The organism is Sphingomonas sp. SP3 (assembly GCF_058514305.1).
In genome coordinates this window covers 395056-413195 of the sequence record NZ_JBZSOE010000001.1, presented here as the reverse complement: position 1 = coordinate 413195, position 18140 = coordinate 395056, and the positions used below count along the sequence as shown (strand labels likewise).

General features: G+C 63.5%; 18 protein-coding genes. 5 read left to right on the top strand and 13 right to left on the bottom strand.

The window, feature by feature from the left end; translation table 11 throughout:
- Positions 1-24 precede the first annotated feature (24 nt).
- Genes rseP through pyrH form a run of 6 tightly spaced genes read right to left on the bottom strand, consistent with a single transcriptional unit; the run spans position 25 to position 4994 of the window.
- Entirely contained in the window at positions 25-1155 is a 1131-nt protein-coding gene (rseP, locus tag AC4K8G_RS02285; RefSeq protein WP_491732560.1) for an RIP metalloprotease RseP, read from the bottom strand.
- A complete protein-coding gene (locus AC4K8G_RS02280; protein ID WP_491732559.1) occupies positions 1155-2315 on the bottom strand; it encodes a 1-deoxy-D-xylulose-5-phosphate reductoisomerase in 1161 nt (386 codons plus the stop codon). Before AC4K8G_RS02280 ends, rseP begins: the two co-directional genes overlap by 1 nt.
- Positions 2312-2944, bottom strand: coding sequence for a phosphatidate cytidylyltransferase (locus AC4K8G_RS02275; RefSeq protein WP_491732558.1), 633 nt, complete (start codon positions 2942-2944; stop codon positions 2312-2314). Before AC4K8G_RS02275 ends, AC4K8G_RS02280 begins: the two co-directional genes overlap by 4 nt.
- On the bottom strand, positions 2941-3711 hold the full coding sequence (locus AC4K8G_RS02270) for an isoprenyl transferase (protein ID WP_491732557.1): 771 nt from the start codon (positions 3709-3711) through the stop codon (positions 2941-2943). The genes AC4K8G_RS02275 and AC4K8G_RS02270 overlap by 4 nt, the downstream gene beginning before the upstream one ends.
- Positions 3708-4268 (bottom strand): ribosome recycling factor, encoded by a 561-nt coding sequence (gene frr / locus AC4K8G_RS02265; RefSeq protein WP_491732556.1) that lies wholly within the window; start codon positions 4266-4268, stop codon positions 3708-3710. The genes AC4K8G_RS02270 and frr overlap by 4 nt, the downstream gene beginning before the upstream one ends.
- 3 nt (positions 4269-4271) lie before the next feature.
- On the bottom strand, positions 4272-4994 hold the full coding sequence (pyrH, locus tag AC4K8G_RS02260) for a UMP kinase (RefSeq protein WP_491732555.1): 723 nt from the start codon (positions 4992-4994) through the stop codon (positions 4272-4274).
- Between the two features lie 471 nt (positions 4995-5465).
- Here pyrH and AC4K8G_RS02255 point away from each other — a divergent pair, with 471 nt between their 5' ends.
- On the top strand, positions 5466-6287 hold the full coding sequence (locus AC4K8G_RS02255) for a hypothetical protein (RefSeq protein ID WP_491732554.1): 822 nt from the start codon (positions 5466-5468) through the stop codon (positions 6285-6287).
- A gap of 6 nt (positions 6288-6293) precedes the next feature.
- On the opposite strand, the gene tsf is transcribed toward AC4K8G_RS02255, so the two are convergent.
- Both tsf and rpsB read right to left on the bottom strand, forming a co-directional pair.
- Positions 6294-7238 carry a translation elongation factor Ts gene (gene tsf, locus AC4K8G_RS02250; RefSeq protein ID WP_491732553.1) on the bottom strand — a complete coding sequence of 315 codons (945 nt, stop codon included), beginning with the start codon at positions 7236-7238 and terminating at the stop codon, positions 6294-6296.
- A 66-nt stretch (positions 7239-7304) separates the two neighbouring features.
- The gene (gene rpsB, locus AC4K8G_RS02245; RefSeq protein ID WP_491732552.1) at positions 7305-8060 is read right to left on the bottom strand and encodes a 30S ribosomal protein S2; all 756 of its coding nucleotides are present in this window, start codon (positions 8058-8060) and stop codon (positions 7305-7307) included.
- A 261-nt stretch (positions 8061-8321) separates the two neighbouring features.
- Here rpsB and AC4K8G_RS02240 point away from each other — a divergent pair, with 261 nt between their 5' ends.
- Positions 8322-8552 (top strand): hypothetical protein, encoded by a 231-nt coding sequence (locus AC4K8G_RS02240; RefSeq protein ID WP_491732551.1) that lies wholly within the window; start codon positions 8322-8324, stop codon positions 8550-8552.
- Here the strand turns inward: AC4K8G_RS02240 and AC4K8G_RS02235 are convergent.
- Together AC4K8G_RS02235 and AC4K8G_RS02230 are read right to left on the bottom strand one after the other, a co-directional pair.
- Complete coding sequence (locus AC4K8G_RS02235; RefSeq protein WP_491734394.1) at positions 8512-9258, bottom strand: CDP-alcohol phosphatidyltransferase family protein; 747 nt, start codon at positions 9256-9258, stop codon at positions 8512-8514. The genes AC4K8G_RS02240 and AC4K8G_RS02235 overlap by 41 nt on opposite strands.
- A 35-nt stretch (positions 9259-9293) precedes the next feature.
- A complete protein-coding gene (locus tag AC4K8G_RS02230) occupies positions 9294-10034 on the bottom strand; it encodes a phosphatidylserine decarboxylase (protein ID WP_491732550.1) in 741 nt (246 codons plus the stop codon).
- 83 nt (positions 10035-10117) lie between these two features.
- On the opposite strand from AC4K8G_RS02230, the gene AC4K8G_RS02225 reads away from it, so the two are divergent.
- Together AC4K8G_RS02225 and AC4K8G_RS02220 are read left to right on the top strand one after the other, a co-directional pair.
- On the top strand, positions 10118-11347 hold the full coding sequence (locus tag AC4K8G_RS02225; protein ID WP_491732549.1) for an NADP-dependent isocitrate dehydrogenase: 1230 nt from the start codon (positions 10118-10120) through the stop codon (positions 11345-11347).
- Positions 11344-12000 (top strand): hypothetical protein, encoded by a 657-nt coding sequence (locus tag AC4K8G_RS02220; RefSeq protein ID WP_491732548.1) that lies wholly within the window; start codon positions 11344-11346, stop codon positions 11998-12000. The genes AC4K8G_RS02225 and AC4K8G_RS02220 overlap by 4 nt, the downstream gene beginning before the upstream one ends.
- Here AC4K8G_RS02220 and AC4K8G_RS02215 read toward each other — a convergent pair.
- Positions 11977-13200 (bottom strand): FAD-dependent oxidoreductase, encoded by a 1224-nt coding sequence (locus tag AC4K8G_RS02215; RefSeq protein ID WP_491732547.1) that lies wholly within the window; start codon positions 13198-13200, stop codon positions 11977-11979. The two genes, AC4K8G_RS02220 and AC4K8G_RS02215, sit on opposite strands and share 24 nt — an antisense overlap.
- Before the next feature lie 46 nt (positions 13201-13246).
- Between AC4K8G_RS02215 and AC4K8G_RS02210 the strand changes: the two genes are divergently transcribed.
- Positions 13247-15061, top strand: coding sequence for a cation:proton antiporter domain-containing protein (locus tag AC4K8G_RS02210; protein ID WP_491732546.1), 1815 nt, complete (start codon positions 13247-13249; stop codon positions 15059-15061).
- On the opposite strand, the gene AC4K8G_RS02205 is transcribed toward AC4K8G_RS02210, so the two are convergent.
- Complete coding sequence (locus tag AC4K8G_RS02205; RefSeq protein ID WP_491732545.1) at positions 15019-15462, bottom strand: GFA family protein; 444 nt, start codon at positions 15460-15462, stop codon at positions 15019-15021. The two genes, AC4K8G_RS02210 and AC4K8G_RS02205, sit on opposite strands and share 43 nt — an antisense overlap.
- The gene (gene alaS / locus AC4K8G_RS02200) at positions 15459-18116 is read right to left on the bottom strand and encodes an alanine--tRNA ligase (RefSeq protein WP_491734393.1); all 2658 of its coding nucleotides are present in this window, start codon (positions 18114-18116) and stop codon (positions 15459-15461) included. Before alaS ends, AC4K8G_RS02205 begins: the two co-directional genes overlap by 4 nt.
- Positions 18117-18140: the final 24 nt, after the last annotated feature.

The window sequence follows — 18140 nt, the reverse complement described above, 5'->3', positions numbered from 1 at the left end:
GGTTATTGCCCTGCCCCAAGCCTCCTAGCCAATCAAGCGTTGAAGCCGGTCCCACAGACCGATTGAGCCCAAATCATTGATGGTGGTGAATAAAACCAGTGCGAGAATGAGGGCCAGACCGCCCCGGAACGCCCAGTCGAGCGCCTTGGCGCTGAGCGGGCGGCGCCGAACGGCCTCGATGGCGTAGAAAAACAGATGCCCTCCATCCAGCATCGGGACTGGCAACAGGTTGATGAATCCGAGATTAATTGAGAACAACGCGAGCAGCCCAAAGAAGGGAATTGCGCCCAGGGTCGCTTGTTGGCCGGCGATCTGCGCGATCTTGATTGGTCCGCCGACATCCTCGGTACCGCGGCGGCCCGTGATTATCTGGCCTAGCCCGTCGAGCATCGAACCAAGGACGGTGAACGTGTAGCCCGTCGCCGTCGGCAGCAACTGGAGCGGCGGGACGGGTTCCACGACCAGGTTGGTTTGGAGAATGCCGAGCATCCCTATCCGATAGGACTGGCCGAAGCGGTCGCGCCCCATGCGAGTCTCGAGCGTTGTCGACATTGCTAGATGGCGGCCATCGCGAACTACATCGATCGTAACCGGCATGCCTGGGCGCAAGGTGACGATGCGCTGGAGGTCTTCGAAACTCGAAACTTCTTCGCCTGCGATGGCATCGATCCGGTCGCCGGGCTTGAGGCCCGCGCGCTCGGCCGGGCTTCCGGCCCGGACCGTTTCGACGATGTTGGGGCTGTGCGGTTTGCCGATGATCGCGAACAGCGCTGCGAAGATCAGGATTGCGAGCACGAAATTGGCTGCCGGGCCGGCGAGCACCACGAGGAAGCGCTGCCACACGGGGCGCAGCTGGAACGCCCGATCCCGATCTTCGGGCGGGATGGCGTTTTCATCCACGGGGGTGCTCGCCGGAGACATGTCGCCGATGAACTTCACGTAGCCGCCAAGGGGTATCCACCCGACCTTCCACCGGGTTTCCTGCTTGTCGGTCCAGCCAACAACTTCGTGGCCGAATCCGATCGAGAAGGTCTCGGCTGGAATCTTGAATAGTCGCGCGACCAGGTAATGGCCGAGCTCGTGGAAGAAGACGAGCGGACCTAGGGCGCAGACGAACGCGATCAGCACCAGCCAGACAGGCGGCTGCGAAAGCATCAGCAGGCCCCCGCTTTCATATAATCCTCAACCTCCGCCCGCGTCGCCCGGTCGATCTGCAAGACCTCGTCGATCGATGTCGGATGGTCATGGCGGGATCTGCTAAGCGCCTCGCCGACCGCGCTGACAATGTCAGGGAAGCGAATCTCGCCCGAAAGAAAGCGGGCGACGGCCACCTCGTTCGCAGCGTTGAGCACGATCGGCGCCGAGCCCCCGGCTTCGAGGGCCTGCCGGGCGAGCCTGAGCGCGGGGAAACGAGTCATGTCGGGCTCTTCGAAGTCGAGACGGGAGATGGCGGCGAGGTCGAGCCGCTGCGCCGGCGTTTGCATCCGCTCCGGCCAGGCGAGCGCATAAGCAATTGGGATGCGCATGTCGGGCGATCCAAGCTGCGCGAGCACCGATCCGTCGACATATTCGACCATCGAATGGATCACCGATTGCGGGTGAATGAGGATGTTGAGGCGGTTCGACGGCAGGCCGAACAGATAGTGTGCCTCGATCAGCTCGAGCCCCTTGTTCATCAAGGTCGCGGAATCGACCGAGATTTTGGCGCCCATCGACCAGTTCGGATGCGCTACCGCTTGGGCTGGCGTCGCTGCACCCATCGCCTCCGCGGTCGCCGTTCGGAAAGGCCCGCCGCTGGCGGTCAGGATAATCCTTGATACATCTTCGTCGCGACTGCCCACAAGGCATTGGAAAATAGCGTTATGCTCGCTGTCGATGGGCAGCAAAGTCGCACCATTTGCCTTCGCGGCGTTGGTCATCAGCTCGCCGGCCGTGACTAGGGCCTCCTTGTTCGCGAGAGCTACCGTCCGCCCTGCTTCGACAGCGGCCATGGTTGGGCGCAAGCCGGCGCAGCCGACGATCGCCGCGATGACCAGCTCGGCCTCGCCGGCGGCCGCCTCGATCATTCCTTCGCTGCCGGCGGCCGCCCTACAGTCGGTACCCTGAAGCAAGTCCTGAAGCTGTTGAAGCTTGCTCGCATCCGCGATGACCGCGAGCTCGGCACCGGTACGCCGGGCGATCTGCGCCAGCGTCTCAACGTTGGTCGCCGCCGTCACGGCAGTTACCTCGAAGCGCTCCGGCGAGCGTTCGACGAGGTCGAGCGTCGACTTTCCGATCGAACCGGTTGCTCCAAGGATGGCGATCTTGCGTGTCACGCGAGGCCCAATAGCTGGACAAGCGCGGTCAGCACAGCCACCGGCACAAGTCCGTCGACCCTGTCGAGCACTCCGCCATGGCCTGGCAGCCATGTGCCTGAATCCTTGACCCCTGCCCTCCGCTTCATCCAGCTCTCGAATAGGTCACCGGCCTGCGCCGCGATCGCGGACAGCGGCGCGAGCACAAGCAACGTCGTTCCGAGCCCCATCGCCAAGGCCCAGGCGCCGCCGAGCAGCGTTGCCGCGGCAATGCCGCCGTACAGCCCCTCCACCGTCTTTTTGGGGCTGATCGACGGCGCGAGCTTGCGCTTACCGATCGCCCTGCCGGTGAAATAAGCGCCGATGTCGGTCGACCAGGTGACAATGAATACCCAGATGAGGAGGTAAAGCCCGTTCAGGTCGCGTTCGCGGATCCAAAGCAGGGCAAGCGCCGGCAAAAGCGCGTAGAAAAAGCCCGCTCCGTACCAGGCCAGTCCCCAGCCGCGCACGATCCTGGTCCATTCGTAGAACATCGCAGTAGCAATCGCAGCGACCACGACCGCGAACAGCATTCCGCCCTGAACCGCTGCAAGCAGCGCCGCCGCGATCAGGACAAGCCCTGTGACACTTCGAACAAGAAGCTCGTTCACGCGCTCTCCTCCCGACCGCCGAAGCGCCGCTCTCGCGCTGAATATTGCGAGATGGCATCCGCGAAGGCCTGCTCGTCGAAGTCGGGCCACAGCGTGTCGAGGAAGAGCAGCTCGGCGTAAGCAGCCTGCCACAGGAGGAAGTTAGAGAGGCGCACCTCACCCGACGTGCGGATGAGCAGGTCGAGGGGCGGAAGATCATGCGTCTGCAGTTCGGCCTCGATCGCCTCTTCATCGATGGCCTGCGGGTCGATTTCACCCTTTGCGGCCCGGGCCGCGAGGGCGCGCGTGGCGATTGCGATTTCGGCGCGCGATCCATAGTTCAGCGCGATCACGAGGGTCAGCCGGCGATTATCCGCCGTGCGGACAACGGCCCGCTCGAGACGGGACATGAGGTCCGGGCCGAATGCCGAATAATCGCCGATCAGCTTGAGCCGCACGCCCTCCTTGGCGAGCGTCGCGAGCTCGCGCTCGAGGTAGAAACGCATGAGGCCGGTGAGATCGGCAATCTCCTCTGCGCTGCGCCGCCAGTTTTCCGACGAGAAGGCATAAATGGTGAGGGCCTCAACGCCATGGTCAGCGGCGGACTGGATTGCGCGGCGGACCGCTTCGGCACCGGCCTTGTGCCCGGCGATGCGCGGCAGTCCACGTTGCTTGGCCCAACGGCCATTGCCATCCATGATGATGGCAACGTGCTTAGGTATCGCGCGCGGAACCTCGGCGCCCCCTGCAAGTCCCGTTGCGCCCTGAGGGGCGGATTCGGGGCTCACCTGCCGAGGATTTCCTTTTCCTTGTTCGCCGCGGCGTCGTCGATTTCCTTGATCGTGTCGTCGGTGAGCTTCTGCACCTCATGTTCGAGGCGCTTGCGCTCGTCCTCGCTGATCTCGTGCTTCTTCTCGTCCTGCTTCAGATGATCCATGCCGTCGCGGCGAACGTTGCGCACGGCGATGCGCGCCTTCTCGGCATATTGGCCGCAAAGCTTGGCCAGCTCCTTGCGGCGTTCCTCGGTCAGCTCGGGGATCGGCAGGCGGATGACCTGCCCGTCGACGATTGGGTTGATGCCAAGGCCGGCGTTGCGGATAGCCTTCTCGACCGGCTGAACGTTGGACCGGTCCCAGACCTGCACCGACAGCAACCGCGGTTCCGGGACCGACACCGTCGCCAATTGGTTGAGCGGCATGTTCGCGCCGTAAACTTCGACCTGAACGGGGTCGACGAGCGCGGTGGACGCGCGGCCCGTCCGCAAGCCGGTCAGATCATGTCTCAACGCCTCGACCGCCCCGTGCATACGTCGCTTGAGATCGTCGGTCCGAACGCTGGTCGTCATTGCTTACTCCCCATCCTGGACGATCGTGGCCGTGCCCCGCCCCGAGAGCACCTCAGCGAGGTTGCCGGGCTGGCGGACATTGAAGACCACGATCGGAATATTATTGTCGCGGCACAAGGCGACGGCGGCCGCGTCCATGATCTTGAGGTCGTCGCTCAATACCTTGCCGAAGGTCAGCTCGTCATAGCGCTTGGCGCCCTGCTTTTTCTTTGGGTCGGCGTCGTAAATGCCGTCAACGCTGGTGCCTTTGAACAAGGCGTCGCATCCCATTTCCGCGGCGCGGAGGGCCGCAGCGGTATCGGTGGTGAAATAGGGATTGCCGGTGCCGGCCGCGAACAGGACGATGCGCCCCTTCTCGATGTGACGGAGCGCACGGCGGCGGATGTACGGCTCGCTAACGCTCGACATCGGGATCGCCGATTGCACGCGAGTCTCGGCGCCGAGCTTTTCGAGCGCGCCCTGGAGCGCAATCGCATTCATGACGGTCGCCAGCATGCCCATGTAATCGGCGCTGGCGCGGTCGAAACCCTTTGCCGCCGCCGCCATGCCGCGAAAGATGTTGCCGCCGCCAACCACCAGGCACAGCTGGGGGCAAAATTCCCGCGCGGCGAGCACCTCTTTGGCCAGAGTGTCGACGGCCTCGGGGTCGATCCCGAACTGCCCCTGCCCCATAAGCGCCTCGCCCGAAAGCTTGAGCAGGATCCGGTTGAAGCGCGGTCGGGTCATTCGCTGCTGCCGTCCTTCGAAATGATCAAGGGCGCCACGCCTTTATGGCGCAGCCGCTTCATTGCCAACCTCAATCAAGAGTGTGCTCATTTCAGTGACTAAGTTGGCTGGTCCGGCATGGCCATCGGCTGTTCGTAGAAATTGAACAACAAGTGGTCACCCGCTCGTCGGTTAGTCGAAGGCGGATCGCTTCCCAAGCAATGAACGACTTAATGAAGGTCAGCGGCCGACCTGGAGGTCTGTATGGATCGAAGAGTCGAGCAAAGTGAAAGTGAGCGATGTGGCGGCGCCGAAATCGATGAGGTCATTTCCGACGCACGATGGTTTCCACTAAGATTTGATGCCGATCATGAATGTTTTTACTTCGTATTTATACCGGACGACACACTTCGAAGCAGTCCGTTCATACGCTCGATAGAGCTGCAAAAACTCAGATCGAGGGTAATTGCCTGTTCTGACATCGCGAACGCGGTGATCGATGCGCGTCCGCTAAACCTGCTCCTGCACTCAAGTCAGGGCGGATCGACCCTTCTCACGAAAGCATTGGGTGAACCCGGCGTCGTCACTCCGCTGCAAGAGCCGCCGATCCTGACCGACGTGATCGCCTATGGCTTGAGCAAGTCGTCCGAAGAAACACGGAAGCTGCTGGGTAACGTCACAAGGCTTCTCAGCCGACCTTATCCCGGCGACAACGTCGCGCTGTGTAAGGTAAGTCACATCGGCAACGGGCTCAGCGTTCCGATGGCGCAGGTCCACCCGGCTTCTAAAATCCTGTGCCTTGATACGCCGCTCGAAGAGATGTTGTCGTCCTATGCCGCCTACGGTGCTGAGGGACGCCGAGCAGCGCGCAAGCTCCACATCGGGATAAAGAACTCGCACATGCTTGCGGTCGCCTTCCCCGAGGAGAAATACCCCGAGTTCATCGACCTCCAACTCGCGGCCCTATCCTGGTTGTCGATGCGCAAGATGATGGTTGAAGCGTCGGCCAAGCTTGGCACGACGCGGGTCGGCACGGTCACAAGTCGGCAGCTGTTCGAAACGCCGCGCGAAACATTGGCTGCCGCTGCTGGCCATTTCGGGGTGGAGCTTGACGTTGAGCAGCGCTTGCTAAGCGGAATCTTTGACCGGCACGCCAAGACCGGTGAGCCGTTCAACGCACGGCAGCGGAGCGAGCGCACCGCCGAAAGGCTAAGGGTTCATCGCGAAGAGATTGAACCCGTCGTGGAGTGGACAAGGAAGGTCGCCGAATCGACCGGGGTCGATTGGGACCTTCCCTATCCTCTTCTTGGCTGAACGCCCTTAGGCGACCGGTTCCGCCTTCGACGTCCCGGCAGCGGCCGCGACTTCGGCAGCGAAATCGCTTTCCTTCTTCTCGATGCCTTCGCCGAGCTGGAAGCGCACGAAACCCTTCAGGGTCACTGGCGAGCCGGCGTCCTTGCCGGCCGACGCGATGACGTCCGCGACGGGCGTCTTGCCGTCCATCACGAACAGCTGCGACAGCAGGGCATTGTCCTTCCGGAACTTGCCGAGGCCGCCTTCAACCATCTTCTCGATGATGTTCTGCGGCTTGCCGCTTTCCTTGGCCTTTTCCATCGCGATCGAACGCTCACGCTCGACCAGCTCTTCCGGCAGCTCTTCAGCGGACAGCGCGAGCGGGTGCGCAGCAGCGACATGCATCGCGATCTGCTTGCCAAGCGCGTTCAGCACATCGGCCGGCGCTTCGCTCTCGAGCGCCACGAGAACGCCGATCTTGCCGAGGCCCGGTGTCACTGCATTGTGGACGTAGGACACAACGGCGCCCTTCGCCACCTCGAGAACCGCGGCGCGGCGGAGCGACTGGTTCTCGCCGATCTTGGCGATGTTGTCGGTCAGCTTTTCCGACACGGTGCCCCCGTCGGGGTAAGCGACGTTGCCGAGCGCTTCGACGTCGGTACCGTTCTCGAGCGCGAGCTTGGCGACGTTGCGAACGAAGTCCTGGAAGATCTCGTTCTTGGCGACGAAGTCGGTCTCGGAATTGACCTCGACCACGGCGCCGCGATGACCTTCGACGGCAACGCCGACGAGGCCTTCCGCAGCGGTACGGCCGGCCTTCTTCGCGGCCGCGGCCAGACCCTTGGCGCGAAGCCAGTCGATTGCCGCTTCCATTTCGCCATTGTTTTCGGCCAGCGCCTTCTTGCAGTCCATCATGCCGGCGCCGGTGCGCTCGCGCAGTTCCTTCACTGATCCGGCCGTGATCTCAGCCATATCGCAGTTCCTTTTGAATGAAATTCCGGGTCTCCCCGGCCCATCTCAAAGATGGGTATTGTCGGTTCAGGCTTCCAGCGCGGCTTCGGCCGGCGGTTCGGCCATCGAACCGATGTCCTCGCCCCGCTGCGCGGCATTGCCGACACGGCCTTCGCCGACCGACTGGGCAACCGCATCGGTGTAGAGGCGGATCGCGCGGCTGGCGTCGTCGTTGCCCGGAACTGGGAACGCGATACCGCTCGGGTCGCTGTTCGAATCGAGGATCGCGATGACCGGGATGCCAAGGACGTTGGCTTCCTTGATCGCGAGCTCTTCCTTGTTGGTGTCGACCACGAACATGACATCGGGAAGCCCGCCCATGTCGCGAATGCCGCCAAGGCTCTTCTCGAGCTTGTCGCGTTCGCGGGTGAGCTGAAGGACTTCCTTCTTGGTCAGGCCCGCGGTGTCGCCCGACAGCTGCTCTTCAAGGCTCTTGAGGCGCTTGATCGAGTTGGAGATGGTCTTCCAGTTAGTCAGCATCCCGCCGAGCCAGCGGTGGTTGACGTAATGCTGGCCGGCCGTCTGCGCTGCCTCAGCAATCGCGTCCTGGGCCTGGCGCTTGGTGCCGACGAACAGGACCTTCCCGCCACGAGCCGCGGTCTGCTGGACGAAATCCAGCGCGCGCGCGAACAGCGGAACAGTCTGCGACAGGTCGATGATGTGCACCCCGTTGCGATCGCCGAAGATGTACGGCTTCATCTTGGGGTTCCAACGATGGGTCTGGTGGCCGAAATGCGCTCCGGCCTCGAGCAATTGCTGCATGGTGACGACAGTAGTCGCCATAGGTTTTCTCCTTCCGGTTTTACCTCGATGGAGCCATGTCACCAGCCTCGCGGCTGGCACCGGTATGTCGGATCCATCTGTGGAATGCCGCGGCCCCTAGCCGAAGAAGTTCATGGTTTCAAGCTCTTGGCTCCGTGGCAGAAATGCAGTTGACAAGACGGAACAAACAGAGAACATTATCCAGCCTCACCGAGCGTCGCATGCTCAATCCGGAACAAATCATGTCCGGTTTGGTTAGGCGCTCCAACAAGGATGGACGCGATGATTGCAGCTTTGGGCACCCTCGTCTTTCTGACCACGCTGTGGTTGCTGGTCGTCGTGGGTGCGGCAATTCTTGAGGAGAGCGGCGCAAAGATCGCCGCTGCCCTCAAGGGCAGGCCGCAGCGTTCGTCCGTCGTTTCGGTGGCTGTAAGGGTCCGCGCCCGTCCTCGCGTGCAACGCCCGATGCGCGTCAGCGCGACGTACGTCTCGGCTGGCCGCGCCGCCGCTTGACCTTCGCGTAGCTCATCAACGCAACCGGGATCATCGCCAGGTAAATGCCCGCAACCGCGAGCAAGGTGATCCAAGGCGCGACGATCAGCGCCGCTCCAAGCAAGGCAATTCCGGCCAGCGCGAATAGCCGCCACCCCTGACGGATGCGGATGCTCGACCAGCTGTAGGTCGGAAGGCTGGAAATCATCAGCGCAGCGATGAACAAGGTCCACGCCATGACGGGCTGCCACATCCGGAATTGGTCGTTGCCGGTAATCAGCCATAGGTAAATCGGAATGAATGCGGCTCCTGCGCCTGCCGGCGCCGGTACACCCGTGTTGAAGCCCGCCGACTTGTGCGGTTGCTCGGCGGCATCGATCCGGGCGTTGAACCGAGCAAGCCGCAATGCGCAGCACACCGCGAGCGCTAGCGCCGCGATCCAGCCGAAGCGCGGCGCGGTCTGAAGCGACCAGAGGAACAGGATCAACGCAGGCGCAGTGCCGAACGCGATATTGTCGGACAGCGAATCGAGCTCCGCCCCGAACTTACTCTGGGCGCGCAGCAGCCGGGCAATGCGCCCGTCCATGCCATCCAGAACGCCCGCGAGAACGATGCAGGCCAGCGCGAGCTGCCAATGTTCCGTCTCGCCTGGCGGCGCGGTCATCGCAAAGCGAATTCCGGTGAGACCGAAGCATAGAGCGAGCGCTGTGATCGCGTTGGGGATCATCGCGCGAAAGGAAATTCCGCGCGGCCCGTCGTCGGTCACTGGCTAATCCCGGTCAGGGCTGCATCGACGCCGATTTCACCGATGATCGTCTCGCCGGCGATCGAGCGCTGGCCGAGCAGGACCTTCGGCGCTGTCCCGGCGGGCAGATAGACGTCGACCCGGCTGCCGAACCGAATGAGACCGATGCGCTGGCCCGCCTCGACCACATCGCCTTCTCGGACGAAAGCCATGATCCGCCGCGCCACGAGCCCTGCGATCTGAGTGAAGCCGATCCTCACACCGTCCGAGTTCTCGACCAGGAAATGCTGCCGCTCATTGTCCTCGCTCGCCTTGTCGAGGTCGGCGTTGACGAACTTGCCTGGCACGTAAGCGATGCGCTTCACGCGGCCCGTGATCGGGGCTCGATTGATGTGCACGTCGAACACGCTCATGAAAATCGACACCCGAGTATAATCGCCGTCGGCGAGACCCTCGGGCCCGCGCAGCTCTGGCGGCGGCGGCACCCTGGCAATCATCGTGATCAGTCCGTCCGCGGGCGCGACGATCAACTTGTCGGCGCGCGGCGTCGTCCTCACCGGATCACGGAAGAAAGTTGCGACCCAGATTGTGACCAGGACGAGCAGCCAGCCGACGAAATGGCTGACCGCAAGATAGACCAGCAAAGTGACGAAGGCCGCGACGACGACATATTTGCGGCCTTCCGGGTGGATTGATGGGAAGCGCCACTTCACGGTGGTGGTGGGAAGCGGGCTGTCGCGCTTGTCTAGCTCGGGCATGGCGGTGGTCTTACTGGCGCGGCTTGCCGCGCACAACGCCACATCCTAAGGCCCGGCCAAATCCAGAAAACGCAGGGTAAAACATGGCCAAGATCAAGGTGAAGAACCCGGTCGTCGAGCTCGACGGCGACGAGATGACGCGGATCATCTGGCAGTGGATTCGCGAACGGCTGATCCAGCCCTACCTCGATATCGACCTCATTTATTTCGACCTTGGCGTAGAAAGCCGAGACGCGACCGACGATCAAATCACCATCGATGCCGCCAACGCGATCAAGCAGCATGGCGTCGGCGTCAAATGCGCGACGATCACGCCCGACGAAGCCCGCGTGGAGGAATTCAAGCTCAAGAAAATGTGGAAGTCGCCCAACGGCACCATCCGCAACATCCTCGGCGGCGTCGTTTTCCGCGAACCGATCGTCATTTCGAACGTGCCGCGGCTGATCCCCGGCTGGACCGACCCGATCGTCGTCGGCCGCCACGCCTTCGGCGACCAGTATAAGGCGACCGATTTCCGCGTTCCCGGCAAGGGCAAGCTTACCATTAAATGGGTCGGGGAGAACGGCGAGGAAATCGAGCATGAGGTGTTCGACTTCCCCGACGCCGGCGTGGCCATGGGCATGTACAACCTCGATCAGTCGATCCGCGATTTCGCCCACGCCTGTTTCAACTACGGCCTCAATCGCAAATGGCCGGTCTATCTCTCCACCAAGAATACGATCCTGAAGGCCTACGACGGTCGCTTCAAGGATCTGTTCCAGGAGATATATGACAAGGATTACAAGGCGAAGTTCGAAAGTGCGGGTATCGAATATCAGCATCGCCTGATCGATGACATGGTCGCCTCCGCCCTGAAGTGGAGCGGCAAGTTCATCTGGGCGTGCAAGAATTACGACGGCGACGTCCAGTCGGACCAGGTCGCGCAGGGCTTCGGCTCGCTCGGGCTGATGACCTCCGTGCTCACCTCCCCCGACGGCAAGACGGTTGAGGCGGAGGCCGCGCACGGCACCGTCACTCGCCACTATCGCATGCATCAGCAGGGTAAGGCGACCTCAACTAACCCGATCGCGTCGATCTTCGCCTGGACCGGCGGCCTCAAGTATCGCGGAAAGTTCGACGATACGCCCGAGGTGGTGAAGTTCGCCGAAACGCTGGAGCGTGTGTGTGTCGAAACGGTCGAGCAGGGACAGATGACGAAGGATCTCGCGATCCTGGTCGGCCCTGAACAGGCCTGGATGACGACCGAGCAGTTCTTCGAAGCGATCGTGAAGAACCTTGAGGCGGCAATGGCCCAGGAAGGCGTCGCCGCTTGAACTGGAAACGGCAGGGCTTCTACGTCCTCCTGATCCTTGCTGCGGTCAGCCCGGCATTCGCTCCTCGGCTTCTTGCTTTCCCTTATTCAGCGGAAATCGAGGGCCATCGGGTCTATTCCGCAACGCCTATCCCGGCCCGGCTCAACGCGCTCGTCGCGGAGGCAGACCGCCGGGCCGCGGCATCCCCGATCGCGCAGGCGAAGCGAAATCAGCCGATTTTCCTCACTCAAGGAGGGTGGCGCTGGACGTGGCTTACCGCGCAGGTCGGGGGCGCTTTCGCGATCACCCGCCCAGTGACTGAGGCGATCGTTGTCAACCGATCCGATGCTGCGCGCGACCTCGTCTTCACCAAGCGCGACATTGCGGGCGAAACTTCGCTCACCCGCGTCCTCGCCCACGAAATGACCCACGGCGCGATCCGCGAGCACTTCGGCCTCACTGCGGACTGGAAATATCCGACCTGGGTGCGTGAGGGCTATTGTGACTATGTCGGCGGCGGCACCAGCCTTACGGACGCAGAAGCGGCAAAGCTCATCGCCAGGCATGAGCAGCATCCGGCGCTCGTCTATTGGCAGGGTCAGAAACGGGTCGCGGCCGAGCTCAAACGCAACGGCGGCTTGGTCGACGCCTTATTTGCTTCCAGCCGCGGGTGAGCGGACATGCTCCTGCCGTATGCCGTGGCCGATGAAATAGCCCGGGATCCGGCGTAGCACTGGAACGCTGTTGAGCAGGCGCATCAGCAAGGGGGGCTTGCCGGTGAGCTGGCGCCTCCCTTCGATCAGCGGCCGCAGCAGCCGTTCGTGCACGAAGCGCTGCGCACCCTGGATGGCGCGCGTTGGCAACATCCGGCGTTCTTGCACCTTGGCCAGCAATCCATCCACGTGCTCGCCTCGGGCAAGCGGCCCGGCGAGGACGTTTGCGGCGCAAACAGCATCCTGAACCGCGAGGTTGATCCCGATCCCGCCGACGGGGCTCATCGCATGCGCGGAATCGCCGATGGCGAGGAGCCCGGGCATCCACCAGCGCGTGAGCCGGTCGAGCGACACTGACAACAGGCGGACGTGGTCGAAGTTCGGCAAGGCTGCGTCGAGGTTCGGGAGATCGGGCGCAGCAGCGCGGAGGTCGTCGCGGAACGCCTCGATTCCGCGCGCCTTGACCTTGTCCGCCCCGCCCTTGGCGATCACGAAGGCGCACTGCCAGTAATCGCCGCGGTCGATCATCACAATCAGGCGGTAACCCTCCACTGCGCCGCGCAACGCGCTTCCACTCGTCGTTTTTGGCACCGGGATCCAAAATACATCGATGGGAGCGCCCAGGTTTTCGAGCGGTAGCAGCGTCCGTACCCTGGAATCCCGGCCATCGGCGGCGATGGTGAGCGGGGCGCGCAGCTCCTCTCCGTCGGCCAGCCGGACGCCGACCACGCGGTCGCCCTTGCGGATATATTCTACGACCGGCGCTTCCATCCGCAGGTGAAAGGACGGGAATGCCGCCGCCGCTTCGTCGCGAAGGAAATCCAGGAAGTCCCATTGCGGCATCATGGCGATGAAGGGCGCTGGCATGTTGAGGTGCCTGAGATCGCCGATCTCCATCATCCGCCCGTTCCAGCTGATCTCGGCATGGTCGATGCGGTTGTGGGGCCGTTTCAGGAAGCGCTGCAGCATCCCGAGCTCGTCGAGGATCTGCATGGTCGACGGATGGACGGTGTCGCCCCGGAAATCGCGGAAGAAGTCGGCGTGCTTCTCCAGCACCAGGACATCGCAGCCTGCTCGGGCAAACAGCAGCCCGGCCATCATCCCTGCCGGACCGCCGCCGACGATGATCAGGTCATGATCCCTGCTTGCATCTGGCGTCATGGCGTCGCCTCTACCGCCCTTCCCCCGAAAAGGGCAAAGGGTGTTCATGCACGGCGACTTTGCGACATCGGGGTTCAGCGACGCACTGGTTATCCTTGGCGCCGCCGGGATCGTCATTCCCGCGTTCGCGCGCCTCAGGATTTCGCCGGTCATCGGGTTCATTCTCGTCGGCATGATCGTCGGGCCGTTCGGCCTCGGCGCACTGACCCGCGAGATCGGCTGGCTCCACTACGTCACCATCTCGAACGCGGAAGGCATCGAACCGTTCGCAGAGCTCGGGATCGTCCTGCTGCTCTTCTCGATCGGGCTCGAGCTATCGTTTCGACGGCTTTGGGGCATGCGCAGCCTGGTGTTCGGCACGGGGGCAGCCCAATTGCTGGGATCGGCTGTGCTGATCGGTGCCGGCCTCTATTTCAGCGGCGAGAGCAGCTCTGGCGCAGTCGCGCTCGGCCTCGCCCTCGCTTTGTCATCCACCGCGATCGTGCTCCCGCTGGTCGGGACGCACGGGCCCGTCGGACGCTCGGCGCTGGCTATGCTGCTGTTCGAGGACCTCGCGCTGGTGCCGATCGTCTTCCTGCTCGGTGCGATGGCGCCGGCTGCCGGCGGGTCCGCAGTAGGCTCGCTTCTCGGCACCATGCTAATCGGCGGCGTCACCGCGGTCGCCATGCTGTTCCTCGGACGGCGGCTCCTTCCGCCACTCTTTGCCCAGGCTGCGCGGACCAAGAGCCCGGAGCTGCTGCTCTCGGCCTGCCTGCTGGTGGTGATCGTCGCCAGCCTAGTCACGACCGCGATCGGATTCTCGGCGATCCTTGGCGCGCTGATCGCCGGAATGGTCATCGCCGAGACGGAATATCGCGGCGAGGTCGAAGTAATGACCGCCCCGTTCCGTGGGTTAGGTCTAGGTATCTTCCTGATCACGGTCGGCATGAGCGTCGATATCAGAGTCGTGCTCGCAGACTGGCAAAGCCTGCTGATCGGCCTTGCATCCGTGCTCGCAGTAAAGGCCGTTGTGACCGGGATTCTGCTTCGCATGAGCGGGGCACAGTCAGCAGTCGCGGCTGAAACGGGCGTGCTGATGTCCTCGCCATCGGAAACCACATTGATCGTGCTCGGGTCGGCGACGGCGGCGCAGCTCATCAGCCGCGATACGGCCGCTTTCTGGCAGATCGTCACGGCCATTGGCCTGACCGTCACCCCGCTGCTCGCGAGGCTGGGCAGGCTGGCCGGCAGCCGCGTCGCCGGGCACGAACTCGCGGACAAGATGGACGCCTCGCTCGACAGCGCAGCGCTGGGTCAGGTGGTCGTGCTCGGCTTCGGCCGCGTCGGGCGGATGGTCGCCGACATGCTGGAGGCGCACGGCAAGGACTATCTCGCCATCGACAGCGATTCCGACGGCGTCTCCGCCGCCCGCAAGGAAGGCTATGACGTGCTGTTCGGCGACGTTGCCCGGCCCGAGCTTATCGAGCGTTTGAAGGAGCGTGAGCCGGTCGCGCTGATCCTGACGATGGACAATCCGGTGCTGGTGAAGCGCCTGGCGCGGCACCTGCGCGCCGTTTTCCCGGACCTGCCGATCGTCGCCCGGGCTCGCGATACCGAACATGCGAGTGAGCTGTACAGGGCCGGCGTGACCGATGCGGTGCCCGAGGCGCTGGAGGCCTCTCTCCAACTCTCCGAGGCGGTGCTGGTCGATCTTGGCGTCGCCATGGGCCCGGTCATCGCCTCGATCCATGAAAAGCGCGACGAGCTTCGGGCCAGGATCAAGGCGGAGGCCGACCTGGATGTCGCGCCGCGCCTTGGCGGGCGCAGGCTAAGGGACGCTCAGCCCTCGGCCGGCTCGAACCGGAGCACCCCGGCGGTATAGGTCGTGTGGGTTGCATTGTCGGCGGGATGGCGCTGGCCGTCGTAAACCACGACCTCGCTGAAATCGAACGGCGAAAGGCCCTCAAGGCAAGCGACGTTGACCCCGAGCTCGTTGGGGTTCGAGCGGCGCTGGTGATGGGTGTAGATGCCGCACTGGGTGCAGAAATGGTGCTCGGCGCTCATCGTGTTGAAGCGGTACGTCGCTAGCTTGTCGGCGCCCTCGTGAACGATGAAGCCATCGATGCTCCCCGTGACTGCAATTGCCCCGCGCATGCGGCAGATCGAGCAAGTGCACCGCCGCGCAGAGGCGAGCCCTTTGGGCAACTCGGCGGTGAACTTCACCGCGCCGCAATGACAGGCGCCGTTGAGGGTGACGGGGTCGGCCGACATCACGTCGGTCACGCTGCGACCTTCTCCAGCGCGTCGCGAACCGCGGTGAGCGCATCATTGGCCTTAGAGCCATCCGGGCCCCCGCCCTGGGCCATATCCGGGCGGCCGCCACCACCCTGGCCGCCAAGGGCCGCCACCGCGGCCTTGACCAGCTCGACCGCGCTCACCTGGCCGGAGAGATCATCGGTCACGCCGACGGCGACGCTGGCGCGGCCGTCATTGACCGCGACCAGGGCCGCAATGCCGGAGCCGACGCGTTGCTTCATCGTGTCCACGGTCGACCTCAAGTCCTTGGGATCAAGGCCTTCCACGACCTGACCGAGGAACCTGTGGCCGTTCACCTCCTCGGGCGCAGCGGCATCGGCTTTCGCCGTCCCTCCGCCCATTGCCAGTGCCTTCTTGGCATCCGCCAGCTCACGCTCGAGCCGGCGTCGGTCTTCCACGAGCGCGGCGATCCGCGCCGGCACCTCATCGGGCGAGCTCTTCAACGTCGCGGCAGCTTCGCGCAGCTTGTGGTCGCGCTCGCCGAGCCACTGCCGGGCCGCTTCCCCAGTCAGCGCCTCGATCCGTCGCACGCCGGACGATACGGCGCTCTCGGAAATGATCTTCAGCAGCTGGATGTCGCCGAGGGCGCGGACGTGCGTGCCGCCGCAAAGCTCGACCGAATAATCATTCTCGGTCAGCCGCCCCATCGACAGCACGCGGACCTCATCGCCATATTTTTCGCCGAACAGCGCCATCGCGCCCGCTTCGATCGCGTCGTCGGGCGTCATCAGCCGCGTGGTCACGGGCTCGTTTGAACGGATCTGAGCATTCACTTCGGCCTCGACCACTTCGATTTCCTCGCGGGTCATGGCCTTGGGATGCGAGAAGTCGAACCGGAAATAGTCCGGAGCGACCAGGCTGCCCTTCTGGGTGACATGCGTGCCCAGGTGTCGGCGGAGCGCCGCATGAAGCAGGTGCGTGGCGCTATGGTTCGCGCGGACCCTGTCGCGCCGCTCGGAATCCACCCGCTGTTGCACCGTCTCGCCGACGCTGAGCTCACCGGCTACCACCTTGGTACGAAGCACGTGGAGCTTGCCTAATGGTTTCGATGTATCCTCAACCTCGCCCTGGAAGCCTTTGAGCGTAGTCAGTTTTCCGGTGTCGCCGATTTGTCCGCCGCTCTCGCCGTAAAAGGGCGTCTGATTGAGCAGGACGTCGATCGTTTGCCCGATCTCGGCCTGCTCGACGCGCTTGCCTTCGAGCACCAGGGCCAGGACGACGCCCTCGCCTTCGTCGCCGGAATAGCCGGTGAACTCGGTCGCTCCATGCTCCTCGGCAAGGTCGAACCAAATATCCTCGCCGGCTTTCGCGCCCGAGCCTTTCCAGGCCGCGCGCGCCTTGGCCTTCTGCTCACCCATGGCCTTGTCGAAGCCGCCACGGTCAACCTTAAGGCCACGCGCCCGAAGCGCGTCCTCGGTCAGGTCGTAGGGGAAGCCGTAGGTATCGTAGAGCTTAAACGCGGTCTCACCTGCCAGGGTGCCTCCCTGCGCCAGGTCTTCGGTCGCCTCGTCGAGCAGCTTGAGCCCAGTCACTAGGGTCTGGCGGAAGCGGATTTCCTCCTGCTGCAACGTCGCCTCGATCAGCGGCTGCGCGCGCACCAGCTCGGGGAAGGCTGCACCCATCTCCGCGACCAGCGCCGGCACGAGCCGGTACATGAGTGGTTCCTTAGCACCGAGCAGGTGGGCGTGGCGCATCGCACGGCGCATGATGCGGCGCAGGACATAGCCCCTGCCCTCGTTGGCCGGCAGTACGCCGTCGGCAACGAGGAAGCCGCTGGCGCGAAGGTGGTCGGCGATGACGCGGTGGCTCGCCTGGTTCTCGCCCTCGGCCTTGGTCCGGGTCAGTTCTTCGCTGGCGGCAATCAGCGCGCGAAATAGGTCGATGTCGTAATTGTCGTGGACCCCCTGGAGCACGGCCGAGACGCGCTCGAGTCCCATTCCGGTGTCGATGCTCTTCTTCGGGAGCTCGGAGACGATTTCGCCCGCCGCCTGCTCATATTGCATGAACACCAGGTTCCAGATCTCGACGAAGCGGTCGCCGTCCTCATCCGGACTCCCCGGCGGGCCGCCTGGAATATGGTCGCCGTGATCATAGAAAATCTCTGAACAGGGTCCGCACGGGCCATCGTCGCCCATTGCCCAGAAATTGTCCTTGGTCGGGATGCGGATGATCCGGCTCTCCGGCAAGCCCGAGATCTTCTTCCACAGGTCAAAGGCTTCGTCGTCGGTGTGGTAGACCGTCGCGGTTAGCCGTTCGGGGCTCAGCCCCCATTCCTTGGTGATTAGGTTCCAGGCGAGCTCGATCGCCCGATCCTTGAAATAATCGCCGAAAGAGAAGTTGCCGAGCATCTCGAAGAAGGTGTGGTGGCGTGCGGTGTAGCCGACATTGTCGAGGTCGTTGTGCTTGCCTCCGGCGCGGACGCACTTCTGTGAGCTGCTGGCGGTGCTGTAGGGGCGCCTTTCAAGGCCCGTGAAGACGTTCTTGAACGGCACCATGCCGGCGTTGACGAACATCAAGGTCGGGTCGTTGTGCGGCACCAGAGGGGCCGATTGCACCCGCGCGTGCCCGTTCTTCTCGAAATATTCGAGGAAGCCGCGGCGGATGTCGTTCGTGGAGCTCATGGCCGCGATGTAAATGCCATGCTG

Excerpts from the sequence above, each read along its gene's own strand:
- frr (WP_491732556.1), bottom strand. The coding sequence starts at position 4,268 with ATGACGACCAGCGTTCGGACCGACGATCTCAAGCGACGTATGCACGGG.
- AC4K8G_RS02230 (WP_491732550.1), bottom strand. The coding sequence starts at position 10,034 with ATGCCCGAGCTAGACAAGCGCGACAGCCCGCTTCCCACCACCACCGTG.
- AC4K8G_RS02215 (WP_491732547.1), bottom strand. The coding sequence starts at position 13,200 with ATGACGCCAGATGCAAGCAGGGATCATGACCTGATCATCGTCGGCGGC.
- AC4K8G_RS02240 (WP_491732551.1), top strand. The coding sequence starts at position 8,322 with ATGATTGCAGCTTTGGGCACCCTCGTCTTTCTGACCACGCTGTGGTTG.
- AC4K8G_RS02210 (WP_491732546.1), top strand. The coding sequence starts at position 13,247 with ATGCACGGCGACTTTGCGACATCGGGGTTCAGCGACGCACTGGTTATC.
- tsf (WP_491732553.1), bottom strand. The coding sequence starts at position 7,238 with ATGGCTGAGATCACGGCCGGATCAGTGAAGGAACTGCGCGAGCGCACC.
- alaS (WP_491734393.1), bottom strand. The coding sequence starts at position 18,116 with ATGAGCTCCACGAACGACATCCGCCGCGGCTTCCTCGAATATTTCGAG.
- pyrH (WP_491732555.1), bottom strand. The coding sequence starts at position 4,994 with ATGACCCGACCGCGCTTCAACCGGATCCTGCTCAAGCTTTCGGGCGAG.
- AC4K8G_RS02235 (WP_491734394.1), bottom strand. The coding sequence starts at position 9,258 with ATGATCCCCAACGCGATCACAGCGCTCGCTCTATGCTTCGGTCTCACC.
- AC4K8G_RS02225 (WP_491732549.1), top strand. The coding sequence starts at position 10,118 with ATGGCCAAGATCAAGGTGAAGAACCCGGTCGTCGAGCTCGACGGCGAC.
- rseP (WP_491732560.1), bottom strand. The coding sequence starts at position 1,155 with ATGCTTTCGCAGCCGCCTGTCTGGCTGGTGCTGATCGCGTTCGTCTGC.
- rpsB (WP_491732552.1), bottom strand. The coding sequence starts at position 8,060 with ATGGCGACTACTGTCGTCACCATGCAGCAATTGCTCGAGGCCGGAGCG.